Source organism: Aeromonas sp. Lyrl_2, assembly GCF_051948815.1.
Lineage (GTDB): Bacteria > Pseudomonadota > Gammaproteobacteria > Enterobacterales > Aeromonadaceae > Aeromonas > Aeromonas veronii.
Map to the genome: position 1 here is coordinate 22025 of NZ_JAYJLJ010000027.1, position 26889 is coordinate 48913.

Here is a 26889-nt window from a genome sequence, read left to right on the forward strand (position 1 = left end):
GACAAGGAGCGCCCTGGTTGGCCATCCTTGCACCGGTTTGGCGGGGCTTTGTGCTATCTGATTCACTCTTGGGCACTTTTTTATGTTCGGCCGGTGGCTCCCGGGTGCTCGCTTTCTTTTGTCTTGGCACCGAATATGGGACACTAGGCCGCCTGAAGGAGACCTAGTGCATGCGGCTATTCACCCTGATCCTGATCCTCCTGCTGGGGGGACTGCAATATGACCTCTGGCTGGGGAAGAACGGGCTATCCGATTATCAGAACCTGTCGGAGGCCATCTCGCAGCAACAGCGGGACAACCAGACTCTCAAGGATCGTAACGACCTCATTTACCGCGAGATAGATGATCTCACCTCTGGCCTCGAGGCCATCGAGGAGTTGTCGCGCAACGATCTGGGTTACATCAAGCAGGGGGAGACCTTCTACCGGATCATCCCCAAAGAGAAAGACAAAGAGACAGCGCCGGACGATGAGCCCTACGATGACTGATGCCAGCCGGATATCCGGCCTGACGGCGATCGTCCCTGCCGCCGGTATCGGCAGCCGGATGGGGGCCGATTGCCCCAAGCAGTACCTGCAACTGGCGGGTAAAACCATTCTCGAACATACCCTGGAGCGGCTGCTCTCCCACCCGGCCATCGCCCAGGTGATCGTGGCGCTTGCGCCCCATGACCGCTGGTTCGAGGCCCTACCCGTGGCGGCCGACCCGCGGATTGTGCGGGTAGAGGGAGGCGCCGAGCGCGCCTTCTCCGTCCTCCATGGCCTCCATGTGGCGCAAGGGGAGTGGGTGCTGGTGCACGATGCGGCCCGTCCCTGTCTGACTCACGGCGATCTCGATGCGCTGATTGCCGCGGCCATGAACTGCGGCGGTGCCATTCTCGGCAGTCGGGTGCGCGATACCATGAAACGCTCCGATGGGGAGGGCAATATCATCGCTACCGTCGAGCGCGAGCAGCTCTGGCATGCCCTGACGCCGCAGATGTTCCCGACCCGTGCCCTGAAACGGGCGCTCGAAGAGGGGTTGCTGCTGGGCGCCACCATCACCGACGAGGCCTCCGCCATGGAGCGGGCCGGATTCACGGTGCGGATGGTGGAGGGGCGCGCCGACAATATCAAAGTGACCCGGCCGGAAGACTTGTCGCTGGCGGGGCTGTTTTTAAGCCAGCAGGCATAAGCCCCTCAGTCAGAACAGACCGTTCAGAGCAGAGTGTCTCGAACAAACAGGCCCGAACAAGGAGTTAGCATGATCCGGATTGGACATGGTGTGGACGTACACAAAATTGATGGGGTTGGTTTCAGCATGTTGGGAGGTTGCCGCTGATGATGCGCATTGGTCATGGTTTTGATGTCCATAAATTTGGTGGTGTTGGCCCCTGCATGCTGGGTGGCGTGCCGGTTCCCTACGAGCAGGGGCTGGTTGCCCACTCTGACGGCGACGTGGTGCTGCACGCGGTAAGCGATGCCCTGCTGGGGGCTATCGGTGCCGGTGACATCGGTCGCCACTTCCCCGATACCGCTGCCGAGTTCAAGGGGATCGACAGTCGCATTCTGCTGCGTGATGTCTTTGTCCGGGTACAGAAGGCGGGGTATGCCATCGGCAACCTAGATGTGACCATCATCGCCCAAGCCCCCAAAATGGCGCCCCATATCGACGCCATGTGCGCCGTGCTGGCCGCCGATCTGCAATGTGATTTGAACCGGGTGAACGTCAAGGCGACCACCACCGAACAGCTTGGGTTTACGGGGCGCAAGGAAGGGATCGCCACCGAAGCCGTCGTCCTACTGGTGAAACAATAATGCTGGAACAACTTGCCTATATGCACGGGGCGCCCACCGCCCGCGGTATCCTCAAGGCCGAGGCCGCCGACTTCGTGGTCAATGAAGATCTCGGCTTCGAGCCTTGCGGGGAAGGGGAGCATATCTTCGTCCGGGTGCGCAAAACCGGCGAAAACACCGCCTGGGTAGCGGGTCTGCTGGCCGATGCGGCTGGAGTCAACCGCAATGCGGTGACCTGGGCGGGCCTGAAGGATCGCCACGCGGTGACCGAGCAGTGGTTCGGCATTCACCTGCCGGGCAAGGCCGAGCCGGACCTCTCCGTCATCGAGGGTGACAGCATCCGGATCCTCGAGGTGAAGCGCCACAATAAGAAGCTGCGGGTCGGCTACCTCAAGGGCAACCACTTCACCCTGCGTCTCACCGGTCTGGAACAAGCCGACGGGCTGGAAGCGCGCCTGCAGGCCATCGCCACTCAGGGTGTACCCAATTACTATGGTGAGCAGCGTTTTGGCCGCGATGGCAACAACCTGGAAGCGGCCAAGGCGATGTTTGCCGGCAAGCGGATCAAGGATCGCAACAAGCGTTCCCTCTACCTCTCTGCCGCCCGCAGCATGCTGTTCAACGCCATTGTCAGCGCCCGTATCGAGCAGGGGCTGGCTCATCAGCTGCTGGCCGGTGATTGCGTGATGCTCAAGGGCAGCCACTCCATCTTCAGCGAAGAGAGCGTGACCCCCGAGCTGGAAGCGCGTCTTGCCTCCGGCGACGTGCAACTTACCGCGCCCCAGTGGGGCCGTGGCCGTTTGGCCAGTCAGGGCGCCGCTGCCGAGTTCGAACAGGGCGTGCTGGCTCCTTACAGCGATTGGTGTGACGGGCTGGAGAAGGCCGGGCTGGATCAGGACCGCCGCCCGCTGCTGCTCAAGCCGGAGCAGATGAGCTGGCAGCTGGACGGCGAGGCGCTGACCCTCTCCTTCTTCCTGCCGGCGGGCGCGTTTGCCACCAGCGTGGTGCGCGAGTTAATGCAGGCCGAAGAGGCCGATCACGGTTTCAGGAATCAGACCGATGCGAATTCTGGTCAGTAATGATGATGGTGTGCATGCCGAGGGGATTCGTGCCCTCAGCGAGGCGCTGCGCGCCTGCGGCGAGGTCATTGTGGTGGCGCCGGATCGCAACCGCAGCGGCGCGAGTCACTCCCTGACGCTGGAAGTACCGCTGCGGGTTACCCGCATTGCAGAAAACGGCTTTAATGGGTGCGAGAGCTATGCGGTGAAGGGGACGCCTACCGACTGCGTGCATCTGGCGGTCAACGAGCTGGTGCGTCCTGAACCCGACATGGTGGTGGCCGGCATCAACCACGGTGCCAACCTGGGGGATGATGTCATCTACTCGGGCACAGTCGCCGCGGCCACCGAGGGGCGCCATCTTGGCTATCCCTCCATCGCCATCTCGCTGGTAGGCAAGACCCACTTCGCCACGGCGGCCCACTATGCGGCCCTGCTGGTGAAGGGGCTGATGAAACACCCCCTGCCTGCCGATCAGATCCTCAACGTCAACGTGCCGGACTTGCCCCTCGAGCAGATCAAGGGGATCAAGACCACCCGCCTTGGCAATCGCCACCGGGCGGAGTCGGTGATCTGCACCGAGGATCCCCGTGGCCAGCCCATCTACTGGATCGGCCCCCCCGGTAGCCAGCAGGATGCCGGTGAAGGCACCGATTTTGCTGCCATCGAGCAGGGCTATGTCTCGATTACCCCTCTGACCATCGACATGACTGCCTACGACAGTCTCGCCGGTCTGGGGGCCTGGTTAGATCTGCAGGGATGAGGGTGGTGTGATAGTACAGCGCCTGTTAAATCAGCTCATTGCGCAGGATATTCGCGATTTTCGCGTGCTGGCGACCATCGCGAAAGTGCCGCGCCAGCTGTTCGTGGACGAGGCCATGGCGCACAAGGCGTGGGACAACACCGCCTTGCCCATTGGCCATGGCCAGACCATTTCGCAGCCCTATATGGTGGCGCGAATGACCGAGCTGCTGATGCAAAATGATCCGGCCCACGTGCTGGAGATTGGCACTGGCTCCGGTTACCAGACGGCGATCCTCGCCCATCTGGTGGAGCATGTGTATACCGTGGAGCGGATCAAGTCGCTGCAGTTCCAGGCCCGACGCCGACTGCGCCAGCTCGATCTGCACAATGTCTCGGCCAAGCACGGCAACGGCTGGCTGGGGTGGCCCAACAAGGGGCCTTATGACGCCATTCTGGTGACGGCCGCGGCGAGCGAGATCCCGACGGCGCTCACCGATCAGCTGGCCGAAGGGGGCCGACTGGTGTTGCCCGTGGGTGACAGCCAGCAAACCCTGCAACTGATCGAACGATCCGGATCCCAGCTGACCAGCCGTATTCTGGAGCCGGTACGTTTTGTTCCCCTGATTGACGGAGATGTTGAGTGAAGTTGTTTTCCCGTTTGTACGTACTGGTGATGCAGTGGGCTCGCCACAAGCATGCCCCCTGGTATCTCTCCATCACCGCTTTCATCGAGTCGGTATTCTGGCCGATCCCGGTGGATGTGATGCTGGCGCCGATGGCGCTCGCCAAGCCCCACAAGGCATGGCACTACGCCACACTGGCTACCGTCTTCTCTGTGCTGGGCGCCCTGTTTGGCTATGCCCTTGGCTATGCGCTGTGGGATCCGGTCGTGCTGCCACTGGTGGAGTCTGTGGGTTATCAGGACAAGATCGAAATCGCTCGCCACTGGTTTGAGCAGTGGGGGATCTGGGTCATTTTCATTGCCAGCTTCACCCCTATCCCCTACAAGGTGTTTACCGTGACGGCAGGGTTGTTGCAAATGGCTCTGCTGCCCTTCATCATCACCTCCCTCATCGGTCGTGGCATGCGCTTTTTCCTGGTTGCAGGCCTGATGCGCTGGGGTGGCGAGAAGATGGAACGCAAACTGATGCACTACGTAGATGTGCTCGGTTGGCTCTGTATTGGTCTGGCCGTGGTGGCCTATTTCTGGTTTAGTCGTTAAGGATCCATTATGCGTTCGCGTATTTGGCAAGGAAGCAGTGTCGTGGTGTTGTCATGGCTGCTGCTTGCCTGCTCCTCCAGTAAAAATGCAGCTCCGGTAGATGGTGTTGATGAGGGGCAGTTTGTCTCGACCATTCCGGCTCGCCAAAGCGGTGCCCAGGTCAGCGCCCCCATTCAGGGCGGCAGCTATGTGGTGAAGCGGGGCGATACCCTCTACTCCATCGCCTTCAACTCCGGCAACGACGTACCCTCGTTGGCCAGCCTCAACAACATCAGCCCGCCCTACAACATCTATCCGGGGCAGCGACTGCGACTCGATGGTTCCAGCGCCAGCGTGGGCAGCAGTCGTAGCACCGGTACCTATGAGGTGCGCCGCGGCGATACCCTGAGCAGCATCGGCCGCCAGTTCGGCATGACACCGCAGGCGCTGGCCCAGAGCAACAACCTGAGCGCCCCCTATGCGCTGCAACCGGGTCAGGTGCTCAATGTCCAGACCGCAGGCGGCGGTTCGACCCAGATGGTAGCTGCGACTCGTCCGGCAACCGTGACACCGGTGGCCGTGAGCCGTCCGAGCAGCGGTCCGCGTCCGTTGGCCGAGCCGAGTGGATCTGGTCAGACCACGCCATTCATCTCTCAGAAATCCGTTGCTCCGGCAGCACCGAAGGAATACGCTCAGTCCAAAGAACAAAAAACAAACAACTCCCAGTCGAGACTTGCTTGGCACTGGCCCGCAAAAGGCCGGATTGTCGAGGGGTTCTCTGTTGCAGAACAGGGTAACAAGGGGATCGACATAGCCGGCCAGAAGGGGCAACCCGTCTACGCCGCCAGCAGCGGTAAAGTGGTATACGCTGGCAGTGCTTTAAGGGGGTACGGCAAGCTGATTATCCTCAAGCATGATGATGACTATCTCTCCGCTTACGCACACAACGACGAGTTGCGGGTGAAGGAAGGGGACAGCGTCAAGGGGGGCTCGGTCATTGCCAACATGGGTAGCACGGACGCGCCGGATGTGCGATTGCATTTCGAGATCCGGTACAGAGGCAAGTCGATCAATCCGATGAGCTATTTGCCAAAGCGTTAACCCCAGAGAGACCGTCTTACTCTGGTAACGTCAGGGAGACACACCATGAGCCAAGAACAACTGGTAATGCAGGATGCAGAGTTAGAGTTTGACGCTGAACCCGAATCTCACGAGGTAGAAGAGTTGCAGGAGGTAGCCGCCGAGGCGGACGAGACTATCTCCGATGAGTTGCTGGCACCTGAGCTGAACAAGGTGATGGATGCCACGCAACTCTATCTGGGGGAGATAGGTTTCTCCCCGCTGCTCACTGCCGAAGAGGAAGTCTACTACGCCCGTCGTGCCTTGCGAGGTGACAAAGCCGCCCGCAAGCGCATGATCGAGTCCAACCTGCGACTGGTGGTCAAAATCGCCCGTCGTTACAACAACCGCGGCCTGGTGCTGCTGGATCTCATCGAAGAGGGCAACCTCGGCCTTATCCGTGCGGTCGAGAAGTTTGACCCCGAGCGCGGCTTCCGTTTCTCCACCTATGCCACCTGGTGGATCCGTCAGACCATCGAGCGGGCCATCATGAACCAGACCCGCACCATCCGTCTGCCCATTCATGTGGTCAAGGAGTTAAACGTTTACCTGCGCACCGCGCGCGAACTCTCTCACCGTCTCGATCATGAACCGACCGCCGAGGATATCGCCTTCGCGCTGGATCGTTCGGTGGATGATGTGAACCGCATGCTCAAGCTCAACGAGAAGATCACCTCGGTGGACACCCCCATCGGCGGCGATCGCGACAAGGCGCTGCTGGATGTGCTCTCCGACGAGCGCGGCATGGGGCCTGAGCTGGAGTCACAGGAAGATGATATGCGCAGCAGCATTGTCCACTGGCTGGAGGAGCTTAACCCCAAACAGCGGGAAGTGCTGGCACGCCGGTTCGGTCTGCTGGGGTACGAGCCGGCCACCCTCGAGGATGTGGGGGCCGAGATTGGCCTGACCCGCGAGCGGGTACGCCAGATCCAGGTGGAGGGGCTGCGCCGTCTGCGGGAGATCCTGCTGAGTCAGGGGCTCTCCATCGAGGCGCTATTTCGTACCAATTAAGTCCGCACCAACGCAATACGGCATCAGCCAGATAGCACGAGGGGAGCAACAGCTCCCCTCGTTTTTTATTGCCTGTTGTCTGGCGATAGCGGGCTGTTATACCAGCTCGGCCAGCATGGTGTCGGCGTAGGGCACCAGCGCTTCACCCTTCTTCACCTTGGACAGATAGTCCGGGTTGGCGATAAGCGGACGACCGATGGCCACCAGGTCGAAGCGGTTGGCCTCGATGGCCGCAGCGGCGCGCTCGGCGTCGTAGTTGCCCACGCCGACCAGATTGCCTTTGTAGTGGGCGCGCAGATAGTCGGAGGCGCGGCCACCCAGATAATCGAAAGTGAGGTTGTCATCGAAGATGCCGAGGTGGATATAGGCCAGCGGGCGATCGTTCAGCTTGCCCAGCAGATAGTCGAACACGGCGCGATCTTCCGGGCTGCCCGCCAGATGGACATAGGCACCCGGGGAGAGGCGAATACCTACCCGATCACCACCGATACGGGCGCTGATGGCATCGACCACTTCCAGCGCGAAGCGGCTCATATTTTCCGGGCTGCCACCGTAGTTGTCGCTGCGCAGGTTGGTGGAGTGGTGCAGGAACTGGTCGATCAGGTAGCCGTTGGCACCGTGGATCTCCACCCCGTCAAAGCCCGCCTCGATGGCGTTGGCAGCGGCCTGGGCGTAATCCTGCACCAGCTGGGCGATTTCGGCCTCGGTCAGGGCACGCGGCACCTGATAGGTCAGCTCGCGCATGCGGGGCACTGTGCCTTCGTGCGCCACGGCAGAGGGGGCCAGCACTTCAGCCTGATGGAAGAAGGGGTGGGAGAGGCGACCGACGTGCCACAGCTGGGCGAAGATCTTGCCGCCTTTGGCATGTACGGCGCTGGTCACTCTCTTCCAGCCATCGATCTGCGCCTGGGTGAAGAGACCCGGGGTATTGGGGTAGCCCTGAGCATCGGGGCGGATGATGACGGCCTCTGAAACAATCAGGCCGATGTCGGCGCGGCGGCCGTAATAGGCAGCCATCTGCTCGGTCGGCACCAGACCTGGGCCTGCCATGCAGCGGGTGAGCGGGGCCATCATGAAACGGTTGGCCAGGGTCAGAGTGTCATTGAGTCGATACGGCTGAAACAGGGTATTCATGATAGGTTGTCCTGAACGGGTTATTCTTGAACGTGCATTCAAGACGTTTTTTGCGTCGGGCGCAAGCTTTTTTTGAATGCGCGTTCAAGAAGGTTGGCCCGAGCGGGCGGCTGGGGTAAACTTGCCACCCTTTCCAGCCACTCTTTATCGGCGGGCCCTGTTGCCCCTTGCCGGTGAACCATTTCCCACGGGAGGAGCCATGCGCATAGCCGAGTTTGATCGGGACGAGGTACTGCGAAATGCCATGGAAGCGTTTCGCGCCAAGGGATATGCCAAGACCACCATGCAGGAGCTGGTGGCCGCCACCGGCCTGCACCCGGGCAGCATTTACGGCGCCTTTGGCAACAAGCGCGGCCTGCTGCTGGCGGCGGTGGATCACTATGTCGAGGGCAAACGCACCCTGCGCCGCTCCCTGCTCGACAACCCGAGCCCGCTGGCGGGCCTTGCGGCCTATCTCGACCGGATTGTGGGGGAGGCGCTCTGCGGCTCCTGTCTGGTGACCCGCACCATGATGGAGCTGAGCGAGCAGGATGAGGAGCTGACCCAGCGGGTCAAGGGGATCTATGGCGAGCTGGAGCAGGATCTGGCCGAGTTGCTGACACAGGCGCAGGCCAAGGGTGAACTGGCCCCGGATAGCAATATCCACACCCTCACCGCCCTGCTGCTGATCAACCTGCAAGGTCTGGTCACCTTCGCCCAGTGCCGCCCCGATCGCCCTCTGCTCGACGACGTAGTCGCCCAGCTGATGCGGGCCCTGCGGGCGTAAGTTCGGTTTCCCCTTCTCCTTCTTTGCTTTTTGAATTGAGGGGGAAGGGGTCAACCAGATTGGCGTAATGAGAGCAGGATAAAATTCAGCACGGAGTTGAGCCTGCCCAGTACATCGTTATTCCACACTCGTATCACCCGAAATCCCTGCTGGTTGAGATAAGCTGTCCGAGCCTCATCATGCATCTGGTTCGCTAGTGTTCCATGTTGCGAACCATCCACTTCGATGACCAATCCCTGTTCAAGGCAGATGAAGTCCACCACATAGGGGCCGATGGGCATTTGGCGGCGAAATTTCAGCCCCGCCAGACGGCGATTGCGCAACTGTTGCCACAGTTTCTGCTCTGCCTGTGTGGCATCTCGTCTCAGTCTCTTGGCACCACGGTTGCTCTCCATTAATTGCTCCCACTCTGTATCGCCTTATAGATATAGCCAGCTTCCCATCTGTTTACTGGTTGGGTATTGCGTCCCCTCACCCTAGCCCTCTCCCAATGGGAGAGGGAACAGATCGAGTTGTGGTTGGGATTGGGCTGATCATCACTGTGTTCATTGCCGGATTCGAGCAGGGGAAGCTGGATTGAGTAATAGGAAGATGACGGTAACTTTTTGAATATATGGGGAATCGCCTGGCTGTCTACGATGCTGCAAGTTGCAGCGTAACGGCTCCCTTCTCCCCTTGCGGGAGAAGGGCTGGGGATGAGGGGGGAGGGAGCCGCCCTCACCCTAACCCTCTCCCAGAGGGAGAGGGAATTGATCGAGGTTCGGTTTGGGCATCATGGTCGGCCAACAAGCTCCTTCATCAAATCCTTGAGCCACACCTGTGCCGGTTGTTGCGTATGCGCCGATGGGGTATGCCAGACGCTGCGGCCCTACCTCGGCCCCACCAGTTCCTGCATCAAATCTTTCAGCCATACCAGCGCCGGTTGCTGCGCGTGCACGGGGTGCCAGACGCAGTTGAGGTGGTAGTCGGGCACATCTTCGGGCAGCGGCAGGCTTTTCAGCGGCCAGTGGGTGGCGAGCAGCTCGGCTACCATGCTGGGTAGCACCAGCAGGTGATCGCTCTGGCTGACGATGGCGGCGGCGGACATATAGCTCTGGCTGTTGACCGAGATGGTGCGGCTAAAGCCCTGACTCTTCAGATAGCGGTCGAGGCTCGCCTCCGAGGTGCCAAGGGGCGAGTGGAACACGTGGGGCATGGCGATGAGCTGCTGCAAGGTGATGCGCTCCATCCATTGGGAGGGGTCATCCTCGGCGCCGGCGGGGGCCGATTTGGCAATGGGCAGATCGGCGCGCACCAGGCCGGCCAGCGGCTCGGTGAGCCAGGTCTCCTTGCCCAGATACCCCGGCACCTGCATGTACTCGTCAAAGCCCAGCACCAGATCGATCTCGCCGCTTGCCAGTTCGGCCTCTGGCAGGGTGTCGCGCAGGATGCGGATCTCGATGGTGACCCCGGGCGCCAGCCGTCTGAGCCGCTGAATAAGCGGCGGGATCAGCACACACTCCACGTAATCTGTGGTGCAGAGCACGAAGCGTCGCTTCGACTGGCTTGGCTCGAACTCCTCTTCTTCGGTGAGCTGCTGCTCCAGCAGCCGCAGCGCCTGCTGCACCCCGAGATGCAGCCGTTGGGCGCGCGGGGTCGGCAGCATCCCCTGCGGGGTGCGCACCAGAAGCGGGTCGCCGAGAAAGGTGCGCAGCCGGTTAAGGGAGTGGCTCATGGCGGGCTGGCTGATAAAGAGCGCCTCGGCGGCGCGGGTGACGCTGCCCTGCGTCATCAGGGCGTCAAAAGCGAGCAGCAGATTGAGGTCGAGCTGGTGTAGTTTCATGGGGGGATTATTCGCCGTGTTTATGGGACAATCCATCCTATTCATTTGATGGATGGGGGCGCAACGTCTTAATCTGCGACTCACTGTTATTTTTCCAAGGTTCCCGCGCCGCATCTGGCGTAAACGGGGGCCTCAATCCATGCAAGGAGCCTTGCGATGAGCATCAAGACCATTAACTCCACGCCGGCCGCCGACGGCTTCACCATGCCCGCCGAGTGGGCGCACCAGCAGGCCGTCTGGATGATCTGGCCGTTTCGCCCGGACAACTGGCGCGTAGCCGGTCGCTTCGCGCAAGAGACCTTCGCCAAGGTGGCCGATGCCATCGGTGGCGCCACCCCGGTCTTTATGGGTGTACCGGCCCAGTTTATGGAGCAGGCCCGTGCCATCATGCCCGCCCACGTCACTCTGGTCGAAATGGACAGCGATGACTGCTGGGCCCGCGATACCGGCCCGACCATCGTTACCAACGCTGCCGGCGAGTGCCGTGGCGTGGATTGGGGCTTCAACGCCTGGGGTGGTCACAAGGGCGGTCTCTACTACCCGTGGAATCAGGATGAGGAAGTGGCAGCCCAGATGCTGACCCAACACGAGATGGCTCGCTACGATGCGCCGCTGATTCTGGAAGGGGGCTCGATCCACGTCGATGGCGAAGGCACCTGCCTGACCACCGCCGAGTGCCTGCTCAACGAAAACCGCAACCCGCACCTGACCAAAGAGCAGATCGAGGCTTACCTGCGCGACTATCTGGGCGTTACCAGCTTTATCTGGCTGGACGAAGGCGTCTACATGGACGAAACCGACGGCCACATCGACAACATGTGCTGCTTCGTGCGTCCGGGTGAAGTGGCGCTGCACTGGACTGACGACCAGAACGATCCCCAGTACGCCCGCTCCGTGGCCGCCCTCAAGGTGCTGGAAGCGGCGGTCGATGCCAAGGGTCGCAAGCTGAAAGTGTGGAAGCTGCCCCAGCCGGGCCCGCTGTTCTGCACTGAAGAGGAGTCTGCCGGCGTCGAGAGCGGCAGCGGTGTGCCGCGCGAGGCAGAAGGCCGTCTGGCCGGTTCCTATGTGAACTTCCTCATCACCAACGATCGCATCGTCTACCCGCTGCTGGATGCCGCCACCGATGGCGAAGCCCAGCGCATTCTGGAAGAGATCTTCCCGGAGCACACCGTGATCGGCGTACCGGCCCGCGAGATCCTGCTGGGCGGTGGCAATATCCACTGCATTACCCAGCAGATCCCTTCAGGTCAGTAAGCTGGTCGAAGAGTGTAGAAATTCAAAACCCCACGCCGTGGGGTTTTATCCCTTGATGGTGTGATGGTCGCAGGCGCTGATGCGGCGATCATCATGACAAACAGTCACCCTTTTACAGGAGATCCTAAATGATCGAAGTGACCGAGGTTTCCATTGCCGAGCTGCGTGCCGCGCTCGAATCAGGCCGCACCACCGCGGTCGAACTGGTCAAGGCCTATCTCGCCCGGATCGAGGCCTATAACGGCCCCGAGACTGCCACCAAACTCAACGCCGTGGTGGTCGCCAATCCCGATGCACTGAAAGAGGCCGAGGCTTCCGATGCCCGCCGTGCCCGTGGCGAGACCCTGAGCCCGCTCGACGGCATCCCCTACACCGCCAAAGATAGCTATCTGGTCAAGGGGCTGACCGCCGCCTCCGGCAGCCCGGCCTTCAAGGATCTGGTGGCCCAGCGCGATGCCTTTACCGTTGAGCGCCTGCGCGCCGCCGGTGCCATCTGCCTTGGCAAAACCAATATGCCGCCGATGGCTAATGGCGGCATGCAGCGCGGCGTCTATGGCCGTGCCGAGAGCCCCTACAACGCCGACTACCTGACTGCGCCCTTTGCCTCCGGCTCCTCCAACGGTGCCGGTACCGCCACCGCCGCCAGCTTCTCTGCCTTCGGTCTGGCGGAAGAAACCTGGTCGAGCGGCCGCGGCCCGGCTTCCAACAACGGTCTGTGTGCCTACACCCCGTCCCGTGGCGTGATTTCGGTGCGCGGTAACTGGCCGCTGACTCCGACCATGGATGTGGTGGTGCCTTATGCCCGCACCATGAATGATCTGCTGGAAGTGCTCGACGTAGTGGTCGCCGACGATGCCGATACCCGTGGCGATCTGTGGCGCCTGCAGCCCTGGGTGCAACTGCCCAAGGCCTCCGAAGTGCGTCCGGCTTCCTATCTGGAGCTGGCTGCCAAGCCCGATGCCCTCAAGGGCAAGCGCCTCGGCGTGCCGCGCATGTTTATCAACAAGGATGAACTGGCCGGCACCAGCGAAAACCCCGGTATCGGCGGCCCGACCGGTCAGCGCATCCATACCCGCGAGACCGTGATCGCCCTCTGGGAAGATGCGCGCAAGGCGCTGGAAGCCGCTGGTGCCGAAGTCATCGAAGTGGACTTCCCGCTGGTCTCCAACTGCGAAGGGGACCGACCCGGCGCGCCGACTGTGTTCAATCGCGGTATCGTGAGTTCGGAGTTTCTCAACGACGAGCTGTGGGAGCTCTCCGGTTGGGCGTTCGACGATTTCCTGCGCGCCAACGGCGATTCCAAGCTCAACAAGCTGGCCGATGTCGATGGGCCGAAGATCTTCCCCCACGATCCGGGCACCCTGCCGAACCGCGAGGGCGATCTGGCGGCGGGCATGGACGAGTACGTCAATATGGCCAAGCGTGGCCTGAAATCCTGGGACGAGATCCCCACAGTGCCGGACGGCCTGCGTGGTCTGGAAAAGACCCGCAAGCTGGATCTGGAAGACTGGATGGACGGGCTCAAGCTCGACGCCGTGCTGTTCCCCACCGTCGCCGACGTCGCCCCGGCTGATGCGGATGTGAATCCGGCCTCCGCCGATATCGCCTGGAGCAATGGCATCTGGGTTGCCAACGGCAACCTCGCCATTCGCCATCTCGGCGTGCCGACCGTCACCGTCCCCATGGGGGTGATGGCCGATATCGGTATGCCGGTGGGCCTGACCTTTGCCGGTCGCGCCTATGACGACAACAACCTGCTGCGCTTCGCCTCGGCCTTCGAGTCCACTGGCAGCAAGCGTATGGTGCCGCCACGGACGCCGCCGCTGGCTTGATCGTCACAACTGGCCTGATTGTTGTTAGGTCAGGCACAAAGAGAGAGGGAGGCATCATGCCTCCCTCTTTTTTCGTCCATTTTCTGGCTTTGGCCATCACACCCGGATGTTCTGGCCCGCGCCCATTTCGCGTTTTGTCACATGCGGGGTCTGCTCATCCTGGGACAAGCTGGCCTCCCACTCGTGGGCCTTCTCCAGCAGATCGGCGAGTCTTTCCCTGATCTGCTGCGGACGATAGCTCCCCAGCGCTATCCGGGAGAAAAACGATACCCGCTCGGTGCCCGGATAGATGCCGACCCCGTAGCCATGGCGCAAGGGGGCGAGGGCATGCTCGCCAAAGCGCAGGAACAATTCGCGAGACAGGCGCTCGGGAAGATCGCTCGCCGTGGTCACCGAGAGCACCAGTGCCATCTCGTCGGGTTGAGCCACGATATTGACCACAAAGGGGGCGCTCGCTTCCCCTGCTGCTCGCTGGATCTCGAACGTGCAGACGCCGTTTTCATCGAAGGCCAGCGGTTCGACCGACAGCTCGGCCACGATTTTCTGATAGATATCCAACACAACACTCCAGTCCGGTTGCCCGGTCGTCTTCGAAGGGGCAGGGCAAGATCATAAAGAGACGGCCCGCCACCGAGCGGGCCGGGCCGTCATCCATATTCATGGCAAGGGTTACACCTTGATATTGAGTGCTCGGCCCTCTTCCAGCTCGAACATCCGGACATCGCTCACCGGATTGTCGTTAAAGCGCACGCTTTTCTTCATCTTGGCGGCGACGTTCTCCCCGTCCGATAAGCCAGTGTGCTCTTCGACCAACGGTGAGGTCTTGTTGGCGCGGGTGTTTGCCTTGGTCAGGGCGTCCAGTTCGGCGGTGGCTCTTTGCTCAAACAGCTGGACGAAGCTGCGATTGAACTCAGCATTGACCTTGGCGTTGAACGCCTCCGATTCATGGCCCAGCGTATTCAACGCCGAACTGAGTGCCTCACCCGAGAGTGACTCGTGCAGGGCGATCGTCCGCTCGATCACCCGACTGCTCAGCATGCTGAAGATGGCATCTTTACCGTTGATAAAGCTGGAGAAGTGCTGCTGGACAAAGCTCAGGGAGTCCTTATTCAGCGTCTCCAGACCGAGGCGCTTCTTGTTGGCATCTGTGATATCGGCCATGGTCGCTGTCTTGGGGTCGCTACCCGGCTTCAGATATTGGGCCTCGTTCTTGAACTCGCTGACGGGCTGGTTAAAGGCTTGCTGCACAATCTTCTTGGCTTGGCCAAGTTCGGTCAGCTGCCGCTGCACTTCGGACTGAATTTGAGTGGCCCGGGTGGTGAGCGCACTCTCCCCCTTGGTGGTGGCGCGGCTAAAGAAGTCGACCACCGCATTTTTGATGCGGCCCAGCGTGCTTAAATGGGCCAGGTCCCGTTGTACGGAGACATCCCCACTCTTGCCGATATGAATGGTGTACTCCTTGCCTTCACCCAGATGAAGGGCAAGCTTCTGATTGCTGCCGGGATTGACGTTGGCGAGCTGCAGGCTGTCGATAGCCTTCAACATCACCGGGGTAGCTCCATGAATAGCCATGACCTTGGTTCCTTATCTCACTAACAAGCGATACATCTGGCCTGCATCATACCCGTCAGTGAAAACGGCGTTTATTAGCCATGGTTGCACTATTTTAGTTTGGGGCTGGTCTGTGTTGGCTGTGTGTGAGGGGAACAGTTTGCTGTGTTGCCTCGGCGTTGAGTCCACCGGCAGCAAGCTAATGGTGCCGCTGCGGACGCCGCCGTTGGGGTGAGTGGTGTTGGGATTAATATCCCGTGCTAATTAGGTGATAAAATAAAAACCACCTGCGAAATGCAGGTGGTTTTATATGATTTTTACTTTTAGTCATCAGGGATGCAAATTTTTAATCGTAAGTAGATGCAGTAGTAAAATGAAACTTTGCTTTAAATAGAGATTATTTGGCATCATGGCTCTGTTTAATTCTTGCTCTACTCAATTGTGTATGCTGATTCAATAGCATCTATTTGTGATAGGCCCTTATTAATCATCTCATTGTTAACTTCTTCTCTTAAGATAGGCTTTCCATCTCTAGCGTAGGGAAATAATGCGGTTACCCTGGCGGCAAAACAACCAAGTTTTCTAATATGAGCGATTATATCATCAGGCATAACAAGCAATTCTTGTTCTCTATTGCTATCATAATGAATATCTACCAGTCTAGCCCGAATGATTTGCAATTCAGCAAGAATATCAGCCATATATATGGCATCAGGTTTATTTGCTGCAACAATACAACCTTGAAAGGCTGAACCCACCCATTCTGGGATTTGATAGAAGTCGCCATTTATATATAGTAAATATCGATCGCTGTTAGGTTCATTCCTATTTATATAGGCATCCTTTAGAAGGCCCGCGGAGTGTTTACAAAAATAGATTAACTGAGTTAAGGCTTCTGGCAGGAGAGCTTTTGCAGCTAAAAGTTCTCTTTCCCTTTTCTGGTGCTCTGAGTACATAGCGGCAGCAAGAGCAATAATACTAGCCAAAAGGGCTATCATTGCCGCATTCAAAGTTTGCCATGTGTTCCACACACCCTGTACATAATTCCAGTCTAGGCCGCTAATGTAAAATGGGTAAACAACCATGGAAGCAAGATATAAAGCAAGAAGGAGTAATGCAAAAAATAAGAAATATTTATTGAACACTATCGTACCTTCAACTAGTAACCTGGACCGCTCAAAAATATAACTGAATGTTCGGGAGATATCTATTGCTTCGGGACGTAGGTTCGAATAGCGAAGCGTATTCGGACGGTCGCGAAAGGGAGGTTGCCGAGAGGTTGCTGGCATCCAAGGTTGCTTGAACGTTTTTACATCATCATGTTCGCGGTAAACGGACGATTACGCTGCGCTAATCGCCCCTACTGCAAGGCGGTGATGGTGTGTTTTGAGCCTTTTACCTCTCTTCACTTCCCGCACTGCCAATCGCCATTTTTGTCGTGGTTCGCTGCCGATTCCCCCTGATATTTCTGAATTCCACCTGACTTCACCCAGACTTCACACAACCTCATTTTTCCCTCACAAATCCCCCGTATCTTCTGCCCACTGCTTAAAAGGCCCGGCTTGCCACAGGGGTGGTGAGGGGGCGGTTGGTTCGAAGGAGCAAGATGATGAAAGGTTGGATGAAGTGCACATTGGCCGGGGCCCTGGTGCTGATGGCGAGCTTCTGGGGTGGCAGCGTGCGGGCGGCGGGGATCGAGCTCAAGCAGGTGAGCGGCCCTGTCTATGTTGTTGAAGATAACTACTACGTAAAGGAAAACTCCATGGTCTATTTCGGGGCCAAGGGGGTGACGGTGGTGGGGGCGACCTGGACGCCGGATACCGCGCGCGAGCTGCACAAGCTGATCAAACGGGTCAGCAGCAAGCCGGTGCTGGAGGTGATCAACACCAACTACCACACCGATCGGGCGGGCGGTAACGCCTACTGGAAGTCCATCGGGGCCAAGGTGGTGGCGACGCGCCAGACCCGGGATCTGATGAAGAGCGACTGGGCCGAGATTGTCGCCTTTACCCGCAAGGGGCTGCCGGAGTATCCGGATCTGCCGCTGGTGCTGCCCAACGTGGTGCACGATGGCGACTTCACCCTGCAAGAGGGCAAGGTGCGCGCTTTCTACGCGGGCCCGGCCCATACGCCGGACGGCATCTTTGTCTACTTCCCCGACGAGCAGGTGCTCTATGGCAACTGCATCCTCAAGGAGAAGCTGGGCAACCTGAGCTTTGCCAATGTGAAGGCCTATCCGCAGACCATCGAGCGGCTCAAGGCGATGAAGTTGCCGATCAAGACGGTGATTGGCGGTCACGACTCACCGCTGCACGGCCCCGAGTTGATTGATCACTACGAGGAGCTGATCAAGGCGGCGCCGCAGTCATAAGGGTTGCGCGACAGACTGGCTGCAAGCCGAGCCATCGCTGCAATCAGCAGCCATAACGGCACACCCCAAAACGCCCGCTTTCAGGAAATAAGCGGGGGTTTTGCTGTTGCGGCTTTTCTGCGGCCACTTATTGCGGGCGTTGGCACTGCGAGATTAAGGCTGTTCAAGGGAGGGAGGCTTTCATAAGATGGCCTTCTCTCTTTTCCCTGAAAGTTATCCATTTTCGTTATGCAATACGCCTCTCTCGCGCGCCTCAAGCAGGCCTTTATCACCGGGATGTGGGCCTCGCTGGTCAGCATCGTTATCGGCTTCGCCTTCAAGGTGTGGCTGGCGCAGTGGGTCGCCAAGGGGGAGCTGGCGCTGTTTAATAGCGTGGTGGATTTGATCTCCCTCTCTTTTATCCTGATGACAGGGTTTCGCTCCTCCATGGTGGTGAGCTACTCCCAGACCAAGAACGATCGGGACATCATCAATATCTTCCGCTACTTCCTCATCGGCATTGTGCTGCTCACCTGGGGGGCTGTGATCCCCTATATCAAACACGGGCTCCATATCCGGGTGGAGTATCTGCAACTGGTGGGGGTTATCTTCGGGCTGGGGCTCAAGGTCTACTTCACCAATCTGGTGGCCATGTACCGGATGTATACGCTCTCCAACCGGGTCACCTGGTTGGAGCCGCTGGCCAATGGCCTGCTGTTTATGGCCTGCTATTTCGGACTGGGGATGGATGCGCTCCCTTCGCTCTTCTACGGGCTGACTTTCTCGTCGCTCGCCATCGCCGGTTATATGTATGTTTCGCGCCGCCGGGCCATCGCCACCAGGCCGCTCGCCAAGGTGGCGCTCGGCCCCGAGATGGTGAGCTATGTGAAGAAGAGCTTTACCGCATCCCTCGAGGCGGGGGCCAGTATCCTGATGATCTACATCACAGTGCTGCTCACCATCCGCCACTTCAGCATCGACGAGCTGGGGGATTTTCAGGTGGTGGTGCGCCCCATCTTTACCTATATGACCACCTTGTTTGTCTTCCCCATCTACCGCTTTGTGCTGCCTGAGCTGGCGGTCAATTTGCGCAACGGCGATCACCGCCAGATAAGGCTGATCCGGCGCTGGATCTTCCGCCTCTCCGCCATCGTCAGCCTGATCTTCTTTGGCTTGATGCTGCTGGCGGGCAAGCCGCTGGTGTTGCTGTTCTTTCCCGCCGACTACGTGGGGGCGGTGCCGGTGCTGTTCCACTTCTCCATATTCTTCATCTTTATGATGCTCAACGGCTATCAGCTCGCCTATATCAAGGCTCACGGCCACTTTACCCGGAGTTTGTTGATCCGGCTGGCGGGCATAGTGGCGCTGGTCGCCGCCTACTATCTGGTGGCCGAGTTCACCGCCAACGTGGTGGCTATTATCGTGGCGCTGGGGCTTGGCTATATGGTGATGTTTATCCTCTCGAGCCTGGCGGAGCGGCAGATCTTGCGATCCCTGCCACTGGTGCTGGCGACCCGCTAGGGTGTGACTCGCCAAGAGCAGACACCTGTCAGATAACAAAAAACGCCCGTGCGGGCGTTTTTTATTGGCGGTGCAGGGGAGGTTTAACGCTTGCCCTTGCCACCCTTGCTGCCAGCGAGGGCCTGCTTTCTGGCGCGCTGCTTCTGGGCCGCCTTGCTGTTGCGGCGCGGCTCGGGCTCAAAGCGGGTGAGATCCGGCTCAAAGCCCGGGAACCACTGCTGGGGCAGGCGGGTGTCGAGTACCGCTTCCACCTTCTCCAGCAGGGGCGCATCTTCCGGGCTGAACAGGGTAATGGCGAGCCCCTTGTTGCCGGCACGGCCGGTGCGACCGATACGGTGGACGTAATCCTCCGCCACAAACGGGAACTCGAGGTTAATCACATAGTTGAGATCGCTGATATCGAGGCCGCGAGCCGCCACGTCGGTGGCGACCAGCGCCTGCAGGGTACCGGCGCGAAACTCCAGCAGCACTTTTTCACGCGCGCTTTGCGACAGATCGCCGTGGAAGGCCAGCGCATTGATGCCCGCCTTGCCAAGCTGCTGGGCCAGTTTGTCCGCCCCCTGACGGGTGCGGCTGAAGATAAGCGCCGGGGCCCAGCCCTTCACTTTCAGCATATGTTCGACCAGCGCCAGCTTGCGATCGCTGTCCACCGTGTAGACCCGCTGCTCCACCTCGGCCGCCGTGGTGTTGCGAGGCGCCACTTCAATCAGCTCGGGGTCGCGTAGCAGCACCTTGCAGAGGGCAAACAGGTTGTCGTCGCAGGTGGCGGAGAAGAGCAGGGTCTGGCGATCCACCGGGATCTGTTTGAGCAGCGCCTTGATCTCGTCCATAAAGCCCATGTCGAGCATGCGGTCCGCCTCGTCAAACACCAGATGGCGGAGGCTATCAAGGCTCAATGCCCCCTGACGCAGATGGTCGAGCAGGCGGCCCGGGGTGGCGATCAGGATATCCACCCCGGCTTGAAGCGCCTCTACCTGCGCCGCAATGCTCACCCCGCCGTAGACCAGCGTGCTGGTGAGACCTGTCCCCTGGCCGTAGCGCGCCACACTCTCGGCGACCTGCACCGCCAGTTCACGGGTCGGCACCAGCACCAGCGCGCGGATCGGGCGGGGCTCTGCTTGTGGCTGCTGTAGCAGCTGTTCCAGCAGCGGCAGCACAAAGGCGGCGGTTTTGCCGGTGCCGGTCTGGGCGCCCGCCATCAGATCGCGCCCCGCCAGAATGACGGGGGTGGCGCGAGCCTGAATGGGGGTCGGTGCGGCATAGCCGAGCTCGGTCAGGGTCTGCTGCAAGCAGGGGGAGAGGGCCAGTTCGGCAAAGGAGGCTGTGGACATAGGGGCACCAGTCGGGGTTATCGCGGCCTGCGGCCACGATGCAATGAGTGATCGTGGCCGCGATGGTAACAGAAGCAGGGGGATCGGCAGAAGGCGGCTATGGCTCTGCGTCGTCCGGCAACGGCCGGATCAGCCGGATCCTTTTGCCCTCGTAGCAGGCAATGTTGTGCTTGCCGTGCTGTTTGACGTGGTAGAGCAGCTCGTCGGCCAGATGCACCGCCTCGGTGACGGTGAGGTAGTCTCGAATGCGGATCACCCCGGCGGAGAAGGTGATGGGGGTGGGCAGCTCGGGGATCCCCAATGGCCGATCCAGCAGGCGACCAGCGGAGTGGATCATCATCTCGTCATCCTCCATCCCCTTGAACAGCACGATAAACTCCTCGCCGCCCCAACGGATGGCGCTGTCCACCTTGCGGATATTGCTTCTGAGGTGGCGGGCAAAGGCGACCAGTGCCAGATCCCCGATGCCATGGCCATAGGTGTCGTTGATCGACTTGAAGTTGTCGATATCGAGGATCATCAGGTAGTCGTGCTCATGGAGCAGACTCTGGCAGAGCACATCCCTGCGTGGCAGCCGGGTCAAGTGGTCGGTGTGCGCCAGGGTGCGCAGCCGCAGGTAGATCTGCTTCCAGGCCACCATGCCCAGCAACAGCACGATGAGATAGACCTTGAAGGCCGCACTTTGCAGGGCCAGCTTGACGAAATCGAACCAGCTGTAGGACCACTTCAGATAGAGATCATCCCCCGCCTTGGTGCGCATAAAGGGTTTGCTCAGGCAGAGATGCCTGGGGCGGCAGGGCTCGGCGGCTTCAAACGATATGTTGGTGCGGGTCGGGTTGATGGTGTCGAAGGGTCGCAGCACATCGTTAAATGCTTCATCGACGGTGATATCGATACCGAGCAGCCCGTATTTGTAACCGCCGCGCCCCGACTGATGGATGAAGGGGAAGTACATCACTATGGTGTTGCGCATGCTGAAGCTGTCGATCTCGATATCGGAGACAAAGGCTTCATCGGCGCTGCACAAGGGGCGGCCGGGGGCAAAGCTGGCGCAACCGAAGTAGTGATACCAGGCGGGCAGTGTCATCAGATCCACCTTGAGCGGCGCCAGTCTGGCGGGCAACACATTGTTGTCGGCCACCATGCCGATCAGCCGGTAGTCATTCCAGATGGTGTAGATATTGATCACCTCCGGATAGGAGAGGGCATAGCGGAAGGTGTTGAGGATATTGGCTGCCGGGTATTGCAGCGGAATATCGGCAAAGCGGTATTTGCTTTTGAGGTCATACCCGTAGAGATAGTCGCTGCCGACGCTATTCGGGGGCGGTGGCTGATCGAGCAAATGGTGTTGTGCCAGATAGCTGGTGATGTTCTCCACCTTGAGGATCTTGGCTCGCTGGTAGAAGACCTCGAACACGTTCTTCTGTCTGGCGGTGATGAGATCCATGTCGTGCTGGATAGTGAGATAGGTGTAGTAGAAGACAATGCCCAACCCGGTCAGGGCGAGCAGGGCCAATCCGGCCACTTTGACGATGAACTGGCGAGCAAACGCCGGTGGCCAGCGCAAGGCTGGGGGGTTACCTGAAAATAAGGTCATAGGTGTCTGGTTAGAGTACCGATAGGGGCGCGGGCGCCATACGGGCAAAGTATACGCGAAGGAAATCCCGACAGGATCCACCGACAAACCTTGCCAGAAGCTGAAGCCCTCACCACTTATTTATCCCTACTCCACGATCAGCACGTTCTCGCTGGCCAGATGGTGCAGCCACTCCCTGACGATCAGCAGCACGGCGGCAAAGTGCTCGTCGCGTGGCAGCAAGCTGGCGGCGAGGGGATCCCCTTCCGCCATCGCGGCCAGCTGGCCAAAGGCTTGTTCCACCAGATCCCGGTCGAGCTGGTTGTCCCCCAGCGCTTCGGCCAGCGATGGCTGGCTGCGCAGGGTCAGCTGCAAGCCGGGCGGGATCTGCGGGGCGATGCGCATCAGCTCATCTTCCACCACCATGATGGCCCGCTCCAGTTCGAGCGGGGTGGGTGGCGCATTGCGAAACGGTCCGGGCTGGATGGCGTGGGTGCCAAAGGCCAGCGGGTAGTGTGACGGGGCCGCATCTGGCTGGCTCAGCCAGAGCTGACTGCTCTGTTCACCAATCTCCAGCAGCAGGGTCATCATCTCCGGTACGGGTTGTGTCATGGTGCTGAGCTCCTGTATTGTAAACGTTTTCCCATTCTGCCTTTGATACCCCCGCTATCGACGTTTGGCGAGCACAATTTCTGCGAGTCGTCCCTCACTTTGTTGCAAACCCCTTGCAAAAAAATCCATTGGTGGCAGTCTAGATGTCTAAATGGCTGTCGCCGTTTCGTTATCCTCAGATGATTCAGGAGTTCAGATATGGATATTCGTACCGCTCCCCGCGCCATTGCGCTCGCCCTCATGCTGGCAAGCGGCATCGCCACCGCCAACGAAGCGCTGGTGATCCAGACCGATTTCGGCCTCAAAGATGGCGCCGTGTCGGCCATGAAGGGGGTTGCCTTCGGGGTGGATCGCACCCTGCCGCTCTATGACCTGACCCACGAGATCCCGGCTTACAACATCTGGGAAGCCTCCTACCGCCTCTACCAGACCCTGCAGTATTGGCCCAAGGGCACCGTGTTTGTCAGCGTGGTGGATCCCGGTGTCGGCACCGAGCGCAAATCAGTAGTGCTCAAGACCAGAAGCGGCCACTACATCGTGACTCCGGACAACGGCACTTTGACCCTGGTGGCCGAGCACTTCGGCATCGAGGCGGTGCGCCAGATTGACGAGAAACTCAACCGCCTCAAGGGCTCCGAGAAGTCCTACACCTTCCATGGCCGCGATGTGTATGCCTATACCGGCGCACGGCTCGCCTCCGGCGCCATCAGTTACGAGCAGGTGGGCCCGCTGCTGCCCGCCGAAGTGGTTAAGATCCCCTATCAGCCTGCAGTAGCCGAGAAAGATGGCACCCTCAAGGGCACCATCCCGATCCTCGATGTGCAGTACGGCAACGTCTGGACCAATATCGACGATGCCCTGCTGACCAAGGCGGGGATCAACAAGGGGGATAACGCCTGCATCAAGATCCGCGAAGGAGATGTGGTCAAATATGACGGCAAGGCCCCTTACGTCAGCAGCTTCGGTGACGTACCGGAAGGTCAGCCGCTGGTATACCTCAACAGTCTGCTGCAGGTCTCGGTGGCGCTGAACATGGACAGCTTTGCCGCCAAGCATCAGGTGCAATCCGGCGCCAACTGGCATATCAGCCTGAAGAAGTGCTCCTGACCCGCACATATATAAGTAGAAATAGAAACAGCAACGGGCGCCTCGGTGCCCGTTTTGTTCTCTGGTAATAAAGAAAGGGATCAGAACTCGTTGGAGAGCGCCTTGTACCCTTTGACCAGATCGATATTGGTGTGGGCCACGTCCTCGGAGAACTCGGCGGCATCTACCGAAACCCGCGGGATATGGGTCAGATCGCTCTGCTGGTTGATGCGGGTGGTGGAGGGGACGTAGAACTCCGGCGGCAGATCGCAGCCATCAATCACCGAGTTGTGACGCACCACGGCGCCATCGCCGATATGGCAGTTGAACAGCACGCTGTTGAAGCCTATAAAGACCCTGTTCCCCACTTCGCACGGCCCGTGGACGATGGAGCGGTGGGCGATGGAGGTGTACTCGCCGATAGTGACGGCGGCGCCGGATTTGGAGTGGATCACCACGCCATCCTGAATATTGGAGTTGGCGCCGATGACGATGGGTTCCATCTCGCCGTTGGCATCCACCTCGTCGGCGCGGATCACCGCATAGGGGCCGACGAAGACATTCTCTTTGATGATCACCTTGCCGCAGATGATGGCGGTCTTGTCGATATAGGCGGATTCGTCGATGACAGGCAGATGGCCGGAGGGATTCTTGCGGATCATGTTACATCCTGTGGTTGCCAAGAGGGATTATCTGGTGGTGGACGAGGAGCCTACCGGTCGGTCAGCTTACCCCTGCTCGCCCTCTGGTGAAACCCCTGACTGGTCTGACCCTTGTCGCGCGGCGTCTCGGCATGGCTGTTTCCCGCCGCCAGAATATGGGAGCATGGCTGTCATCCCGAGTCGCATAAGGTGGACATATAAAGATGAAGAAGATGATTGCCCTGTTGGCGGGTGGTTTGTTGCTCTCCTCGGCCGTGCAGGCCAAAGGGGAGACGGGGGAGTTTGACTATTACGCCATGGCGCTCTCCTGGTCGCCCGAGCATTGTGCCGTCAAACCGGCGGATCGGGACCAGTGTTCCCGCAAGCTGGGGTTTGTGCTGCATGGTCTTTGGCCCCAGTACGAGCGCGGTTACCCCAGCAACTGCACCCGCGAACGGCTCAATCCCGATATGGAGAGCGAGTTTGCCGACCTCTACCCCAGCCGTTTTCTCTATCGCCATGAGTGGGAGAAGCACGGTACCTGCTCCGGCTTGAGCCAGCAGGACTTCCATCAGCTGGCGAGCGATTTGCGCCAGAAGGTGAAGATCCCGGCGGCTTATCAATCCCCGGAAGAGCCGCTGCGCAAAACCAGTTTCCAGCTCAAGGCCGATTTGGCGAGCGCCAACGAGTGGCTAGCCCCCGACAACATCACGGTGGCTTGCGCCGATGGTGGCCGCTTCCTGCGGGAGATCTACATCTGCGTCAATAAAGAGGGGACAGATGCGGTCACCTGCTCCGCCGAGATGCAAAAGCGTGAGCGTCGCTCCTGTGGTCAGCCGGACTTCCTGCTGCGCAGCGTGCGTTAAGCCTCCACTCTCTTCATCGGGCCCCTTGCGGGCCTGATGTGTAACCATAGCTATCGGAAAGGAGTCTGACAGATGGATGGCAACAACCGATTTGGCCCGCAAGAGCGGGCAATGCTGCTTGGGGTGAAAGGGGTGGGGCCGACCGTTATCGGGCGGCTCGAACAGCTGGGCTACCATACCCTGACCGGATTGGCCGAGGCCGACACCACCCATATCGTCCAGCTGGTGGCCAGCATGCTGGGCTCGACTTGCTGGCAGAACAGCCCGAAGGCCCGCAGTGCCATCGACGGTGCCATCGCACTGGCCCGTGCACATCTGGTCGCCGATACGACAAGTGGGGTGAATGAATGAGTCTCTTTAGCGAACTTGGGATGAGTTATCCCATCATTCAGGCGCCGATGGCCGGTGTGCAGGGCTGCGAGCTGGCGCTGGCCGTAACCCGAGCGGGCGGCTTGGGCTCCTTGCCTGCCGCCATGCTCACGCCAGCGGAGCTGCGCGGCGAATTGGAGTGCCTTTCCCAAAGCGGCCTTGGGCCATTTAACATCAACTTCTTCTGCCATCGGCAACGTGAACCTGATCCCGTTGCTCTGGCCAGTTGGCAGCAGCGCCTTGCTCCCTACTACGCCGAGTTCGGCATACTTCCCTCAGCCGTTACGACAGCGCCAACTCGTGCCCCATTCAATGGGGAACATGCCGCCATGTTGGCCGAGTTCAGACCGGCTGTGGTCAGCTTCCACTTCGGCTTGCCCGCCCCCGAGCTGCTTGCCCGGGTGAAGGCTGCGGGGGCCAAGGTATTTGCCAGTGCCACCACGGTGGCGGAGGCCGTATGGCTTGCCCAGCACGGTGCCGACGCCATCATCGCCCAGGGATTGGAGGCGGGCGGCCATCGCGGTCATTTCCTCTCCGATGATCTCGCCTTGCAGCAGAGCACCTTGACCCTGCTGGCGCAGATCCTCGCGGTGACCGATCTGCCGGTGATTGCCGCTGGCGGTATCGTCGATGGCAAGGGGATCGCCAACGCGTTGGCAATGGGGGCGAGCGCCGTGCAGATGGGCACCGCCTTTCTCTGCTGCCATGAAGCGACCACCTCGGCGTTGCATCGCGCTGCCATCCATTCACCAGAGGGCCAGCAGACGGCACTGACCAATCTGTTCAGTGGCCGTCCGGCGCGGGGGATCGTCAACCGTCTCATGAAAGAGCTGGGCCCGCTCTCGGATTTTTCCCCTCACTTCCCCTATGCCAGTGGCGCACTGGCACCGCTGCGCGTCGCCGCCGAGAAGGCGGGGGACAGTGGCTTCTCTCCGCTCTGGGCTGGGCAGGATGTATCGGGCTGCCGGGAGCTTCCCGCTGGCGAGCTGATAGCGTGCTGGGTCAAAGAGGCTGGATTGGGGTAAGCAGTGCTATATACGCCTCTTTATATAGAAGCGGCAGTTGGTGCAGTGCGTCGGACGCGACGGTGCGGCGATGATGGATGAGTGCCTGTCCCCTTGTGAGGCGCTTATCCGGAGACAAAACCCCGCATTTCACCCACTCCTGTGGATAAGTCTGTATAAAGGCTGTGTGCTGATATGAATAACTAATAAATTGCACTTTTTTGCAATTTTATTGCGGTAAAGCCTTGCCAATGTGAGCTGGATCT

At 59.7% G+C, this 26889-nt stretch carries 28 protein-coding genes; 18 read left to right on the plus strand and 10 right to left on the minus strand.

Annotation, left to right across the window (positions count from 1 at the left end; translation table 11 throughout):
- Positions 1-170: 170 nt before the first annotated feature.
- The 9 genes from ftsB to rpoS all read left to right on the plus strand — a co-directional run bounded on the left by ftsB (position 171) and on the right by rpoS (position 6908).
- Entirely contained in the window at positions 171-488 is a 318-nt protein-coding gene (gene ftsB / locus VF684_RS18615) for a cell division protein FtsB (protein WP_005335520.1), read from the plus strand.
- On the plus strand, positions 481-1173 hold the full coding sequence (gene ispD / locus VF684_RS18620) for a 2-C-methyl-D-erythritol 4-phosphate cytidylyltransferase (RefSeq protein WP_139441972.1): 693 nt from the start codon (positions 481-483) through the stop codon (positions 1171-1173). The genes ftsB and ispD overlap by 8 nt, the downstream gene beginning before the upstream one ends.
- Before the next feature lie 146 nt (positions 1174-1319).
- Positions 1320-1796 carry a 2-C-methyl-D-erythritol 2,4-cyclodiphosphate synthase gene (gene ispF, locus VF684_RS18625; RefSeq protein WP_139441973.1) on the plus strand — a complete coding sequence of 159 codons (477 nt, stop codon included), beginning with the start codon at positions 1320-1322 and terminating at the stop codon, positions 1794-1796.
- On the plus strand, positions 1796-2854 hold the full coding sequence (gene truD, locus VF684_RS18630) for a tRNA pseudouridine(13) synthase TruD (protein ID WP_139441974.1): 1059 nt from the start codon (positions 1796-1798) through the stop codon (positions 2852-2854). The genes ispF and truD overlap by 1 nt, the downstream gene beginning before the upstream one ends.
- Positions 2835-3596, plus strand: a complete 762-nt coding sequence (gene surE, locus VF684_RS18635; protein WP_005335515.1) for a 5'/3'-nucleotidase SurE — start codon at positions 2835-2837, stop codon at positions 3594-3596. The genes truD and surE overlap by 20 nt, the downstream gene beginning before the upstream one ends.
- Positions 3597-3603: 7 nt before the next feature.
- Positions 3604-4221: a protein-L-isoaspartate(D-aspartate) O-methyltransferase gene (locus tag VF684_RS18640; RefSeq protein ID WP_033138377.1), complete on the plus strand. Its 618-nt coding sequence runs from the start codon at positions 3604-3606 to the stop codon at positions 4219-4221.
- Positions 4218-4799 carry a YqaA family protein gene (locus VF684_RS18645; RefSeq protein ID WP_162516420.1) on the plus strand — a complete coding sequence of 194 codons (582 nt, stop codon included), beginning with the start codon at positions 4218-4220 and terminating at the stop codon, positions 4797-4799. Before VF684_RS18640 ends, VF684_RS18645 begins: the two co-directional genes overlap by 4 nt.
- A gap of 9 nt (positions 4800-4808) precedes the next feature.
- Complete coding sequence (locus VF684_RS18650; protein ID WP_139441975.1) at positions 4809-5879, plus strand: LysM peptidoglycan-binding domain-containing protein; 1071 nt, start codon at positions 4809-4811, stop codon at positions 5877-5879.
- Between the two features lie 45 nt (positions 5880-5924).
- Positions 5925-6908 (plus strand): RNA polymerase sigma factor RpoS, encoded by a 984-nt coding sequence (gene rpoS / locus VF684_RS18655; RefSeq protein WP_005335504.1) that lies wholly within the window; start codon positions 5925-5927, stop codon positions 6906-6908.
- 96 nt (positions 6909-7004) lie between these two features.
- On the opposite strand, the gene VF684_RS18660 is transcribed toward rpoS, so the two are convergent.
- Complete coding sequence (locus VF684_RS18660; RefSeq protein WP_162516188.1) at positions 7005-8042, minus strand: alkene reductase; 1038 nt, start codon at positions 8040-8042, stop codon at positions 7005-7007.
- Between the two features lie 199 nt (positions 8043-8241).
- Here VF684_RS18660 and VF684_RS18665 point away from each other — a divergent pair, with 199 nt between their 5' ends.
- Entirely contained in the window at positions 8242-8808 is a 567-nt protein-coding gene (locus VF684_RS18665; RefSeq protein ID WP_005335495.1) for a TetR/AcrR family transcriptional regulator, read from the plus strand.
- A 50-nt stretch (positions 8809-8858) separates the two neighbouring features.
- Here the strand turns inward: VF684_RS18665 and VF684_RS18670 are convergent, their stop codons facing one another.
- Positions 8859-9203 carry an endonuclease domain-containing protein gene (locus VF684_RS18670; protein ID WP_139441978.1) on the minus strand — a complete coding sequence of 115 codons (345 nt, stop codon included), beginning with the start codon at positions 9201-9203 and terminating at the stop codon, positions 8859-8861.
- 473 nt (positions 9204-9676) lie between these two features.
- Positions 9677-10630, minus strand: a complete 954-nt coding sequence (locus VF684_RS18675) for a LysR family transcriptional regulator (protein ID WP_139441979.1) — start codon at positions 10628-10630, stop codon at positions 9677-9679.
- Between the two features lie 156 nt (positions 10631-10786).
- On the opposite strand from VF684_RS18675, the gene aguA reads away from it, so the two are divergent.
- Complete coding sequence (aguA, locus tag VF684_RS18680; RefSeq protein ID WP_159157587.1) at positions 10787-11884, plus strand: agmatine deiminase; 1098 nt, start codon at positions 10787-10789, stop codon at positions 11882-11884.
- Positions 11885-12012: 128 nt separating this feature from the next.
- Entirely contained in the window at positions 12013-13716 is a 1704-nt protein-coding gene (locus VF684_RS18685) for an amidase (protein WP_376899708.1), read from the plus strand.
- A 96-nt stretch (positions 13717-13812) separates the two neighbouring features.
- Here VF684_RS18685 and VF684_RS18690 read toward each other — a convergent pair whose 3' ends face one another.
- The 3 genes from VF684_RS18690 to VF684_RS18700 form a co-directional block, all read right to left on the minus strand.
- Complete coding sequence (locus VF684_RS18690; protein WP_440174360.1) at positions 13813-14274, minus strand: CesT family type III secretion system chaperone; 462 nt, start codon at positions 14272-14274, stop codon at positions 13813-13815.
- Positions 14275-14385: 111 nt separating this feature from the next.
- Positions 14386-15288: a hypothetical protein gene (locus VF684_RS18695; RefSeq protein ID WP_376899712.1), complete on the minus strand. Its 903-nt coding sequence runs from the start codon at positions 15286-15288 to the stop codon at positions 14386-14388.
- A gap of 410 nt (positions 15289-15698) precedes the next feature.
- The gene (locus VF684_RS18700; RefSeq protein WP_376899714.1) at positions 15699-16412 is read right to left on the minus strand and encodes a hypothetical protein; all 714 of its coding nucleotides are present in this window, start codon (positions 16410-16412) and stop codon (positions 15699-15701) included.
- 461 nt (positions 16413-16873) lie between these two features.
- Between VF684_RS18700 and cphA the strand changes: the two genes are divergently transcribed.
- A complete protein-coding gene (gene cphA / locus VF684_RS18705) occupies positions 16874-17638 on the plus strand; it encodes a CphA family subclass B2 metallo-beta-lactamase (protein ID WP_376899716.1) in 765 nt (254 codons plus the stop codon).
- 228 nt (positions 17639-17866) lie between these two features.
- Entirely contained in the window at positions 17867-19138 is a 1272-nt protein-coding gene (locus VF684_RS18710; protein WP_376899718.1) for a hypothetical protein, read from the plus strand.
- An 83-nt stretch (positions 19139-19221) separates the two neighbouring features.
- On the opposite strand, the gene VF684_RS18715 is transcribed toward VF684_RS18710, so the two are convergent.
- The 3 genes from VF684_RS18715 to VF684_RS18725 form a co-directional block, all read right to left on the minus strand.
- Entirely contained in the window at positions 19222-20469 is a 1248-nt protein-coding gene (locus VF684_RS18715; RefSeq protein ID WP_376899720.1) for a DEAD/DEAH box helicase, read from the minus strand.
- Positions 20470-20566: 97 nt separating this feature from the next.
- Positions 20567-22066: a GGDEF domain-containing protein gene (locus VF684_RS18720; protein ID WP_376899722.1), complete on the minus strand. Its 1500-nt coding sequence runs from the start codon at positions 22064-22066 to the stop codon at positions 20567-20569.
- A gap of 126 nt (positions 22067-22192) precedes the next feature.
- A complete protein-coding gene (locus VF684_RS18725) occupies positions 22193-22657 on the minus strand; it encodes a hypothetical protein (protein WP_368173602.1) in 465 nt (154 codons plus the stop codon).
- Between the two features lie 198 nt (positions 22658-22855).
- On the opposite strand from VF684_RS18725, the gene VF684_RS18730 reads away from it, so the two are divergent.
- Complete coding sequence (locus VF684_RS18730; protein WP_376899724.1) at positions 22856-23764, plus strand: SAM hydrolase/SAM-dependent halogenase family protein; 909 nt, start codon at positions 22856-22858, stop codon at positions 23762-23764.
- Between the two features lie 80 nt (positions 23765-23844).
- On the opposite strand, the gene VF684_RS18735 is transcribed toward VF684_RS18730, so the two are convergent.
- On the minus strand, positions 23845-24405 hold the full coding sequence (locus VF684_RS18735; protein WP_005343397.1) for a gamma carbonic anhydrase family protein: 561 nt from the start codon (positions 24403-24405) through the stop codon (positions 23845-23847).
- A 203-nt stretch (positions 24406-24608) separates the two neighbouring features.
- Between VF684_RS18735 and VF684_RS18740 the strand changes: the two genes are divergently transcribed.
- The 3 genes from VF684_RS18740 to VF684_RS18750 all read left to right on the plus strand — a co-directional run bounded on the left by VF684_RS18740 (position 24609) and on the right by VF684_RS18750 (position 26644).
- Entirely contained in the window at positions 24609-25250 is a 642-nt protein-coding gene (locus VF684_RS18740) for a ribonuclease T2 family protein (protein ID WP_139441955.1), read from the plus strand.
- Between the two features lie 72 nt (positions 25251-25322).
- The gene (locus tag VF684_RS18745; protein ID WP_139441954.1) at positions 25323-25601 is read left to right on the plus strand and encodes a helix-hairpin-helix domain-containing protein; all 279 of its coding nucleotides are present in this window, start codon (positions 25323-25325) and stop codon (positions 25599-25601) included.
- Positions 25598-26644, plus strand: coding sequence for an NAD(P)H-dependent flavin oxidoreductase (locus tag VF684_RS18750; protein WP_139441953.1), 1047 nt, complete (start codon positions 25598-25600; stop codon positions 26642-26644). Before VF684_RS18745 ends, VF684_RS18750 begins: the two co-directional genes overlap by 4 nt.
- The last annotated feature ends 245 nt before the right edge of the window (positions 26645-26889 follow it).

Excerpts from the sequence above, each read along its gene's own strand:
- ftsB (WP_005335520.1), top strand. The coding sequence starts at position 171 with ATGCGGCTATTCACCCTGATCCTGATCCTCCTGCTGGGGGGACTGCAA.
- ispD (WP_139441972.1), top strand. The coding sequence starts at position 481 with ATGACTGATGCCAGCCGGATATCCGGCCTGACGGCGATCGTCCCTGCC.
- ispF (WP_139441973.1), top strand. The coding sequence starts at position 1,320 with ATGATGCGCATTGGTCATGGTTTTGATGTCCATAAATTTGGTGGTGTT.
- truD (WP_139441974.1), top strand. The coding sequence starts at position 1,796 with ATGCTGGAACAACTTGCCTATATGCACGGGGCGCCCACCGCCCGCGGT.
- surE (WP_005335515.1), top strand. The coding sequence starts at position 2,835 with ATGCGAATTCTGGTCAGTAATGATGATGGTGTGCATGCCGAGGGGATT.
- VF684_RS18650 (WP_139441975.1), top strand. The coding sequence starts at position 4,809 with ATGCGTTCGCGTATTTGGCAAGGAAGCAGTGTCGTGGTGTTGTCATGG.
- rpoS (WP_005335504.1), top strand. The coding sequence starts at position 5,925 with ATGAGCCAAGAACAACTGGTAATGCAGGATGCAGAGTTAGAGTTTGAC.
- VF684_RS18660 (WP_162516188.1), bottom strand. The coding sequence starts at position 8,042 with ATGAATACCCTGTTTCAGCCGTATCGACTCAATGACACTCTGACCCTG.
- VF684_RS18665 (WP_005335495.1), top strand. The coding sequence starts at position 8,242 with ATGCGCATAGCCGAGTTTGATCGGGACGAGGTACTGCGAAATGCCATG.
- VF684_RS18670 (WP_139441978.1), bottom strand. The coding sequence starts at position 9,203 with ATGGAGAGCAACCGTGGTGCCAAGAGACTGAGACGAGATGCCACACAG.
- VF684_RS18675 (WP_139441979.1), bottom strand. The coding sequence starts at position 10,630 with ATGAAACTACACCAGCTCGACCTCAATCTGCTGCTCGCTTTTGACGCC.
- aguA (WP_159157587.1), top strand. The coding sequence starts at position 10,787 with ATGAGCATCAAGACCATTAACTCCACGCCGGCCGCCGACGGCTTCACC.
- VF684_RS18685 (WP_376899708.1), top strand. The coding sequence starts at position 12,013 with ATGATCGAAGTGACCGAGGTTTCCATTGCCGAGCTGCGTGCCGCGCTC.
- VF684_RS18695 (WP_376899712.1), bottom strand. The coding sequence starts at position 15,288 with ATGGCTATTCATGGAGCTACCCCGGTGATGTTGAAGGCTATCGACAGC.
- cphA (WP_376899716.1), top strand. The coding sequence starts at position 16,874 with ATGATGAAAGGTTGGATGAAGTGCACATTGGCCGGGGCCCTGGTGCTG.
- VF684_RS18710 (WP_376899718.1), top strand. The coding sequence starts at position 17,867 with ATGCAATACGCCTCTCTCGCGCGCCTCAAGCAGGCCTTTATCACCGGG.
- VF684_RS18715 (WP_376899720.1), bottom strand. The coding sequence starts at position 20,469 with ATGTCCACAGCCTCCTTTGCCGAACTGGCCCTCTCCCCCTGCTTGCAG.
- VF684_RS18720 (WP_376899722.1), bottom strand. The coding sequence starts at position 22,066 with ATGACCTTATTTTCAGGTAACCCCCCAGCCTTGCGCTGGCCACCGGCG.
- VF684_RS18725 (WP_368173602.1), bottom strand. The coding sequence starts at position 22,657 with ATGACACAACCCGTACCGGAGATGATGACCCTGCTGCTGGAGATTGGT.
- VF684_RS18730 (WP_376899724.1), top strand. The coding sequence starts at position 22,856 with ATGGATATTCGTACCGCTCCCCGCGCCATTGCGCTCGCCCTCATGCTG.
- VF684_RS18735 (WP_005343397.1), bottom strand. The coding sequence starts at position 24,405 with ATGATCCGCAAGAATCCCTCCGGCCATCTGCCTGTCATCGACGAATCC.
- VF684_RS18740 (WP_139441955.1), top strand. The coding sequence starts at position 24,609 with ATGAAGAAGATGATTGCCCTGTTGGCGGGTGGTTTGTTGCTCTCCTCG.
- VF684_RS18745 (WP_139441954.1), top strand. The coding sequence starts at position 25,323 with ATGGATGGCAACAACCGATTTGGCCCGCAAGAGCGGGCAATGCTGCTT.
- VF684_RS18750 (WP_139441953.1), top strand. The coding sequence starts at position 25,598 with ATGAGTCTCTTTAGCGAACTTGGGATGAGTTATCCCATCATTCAGGCG.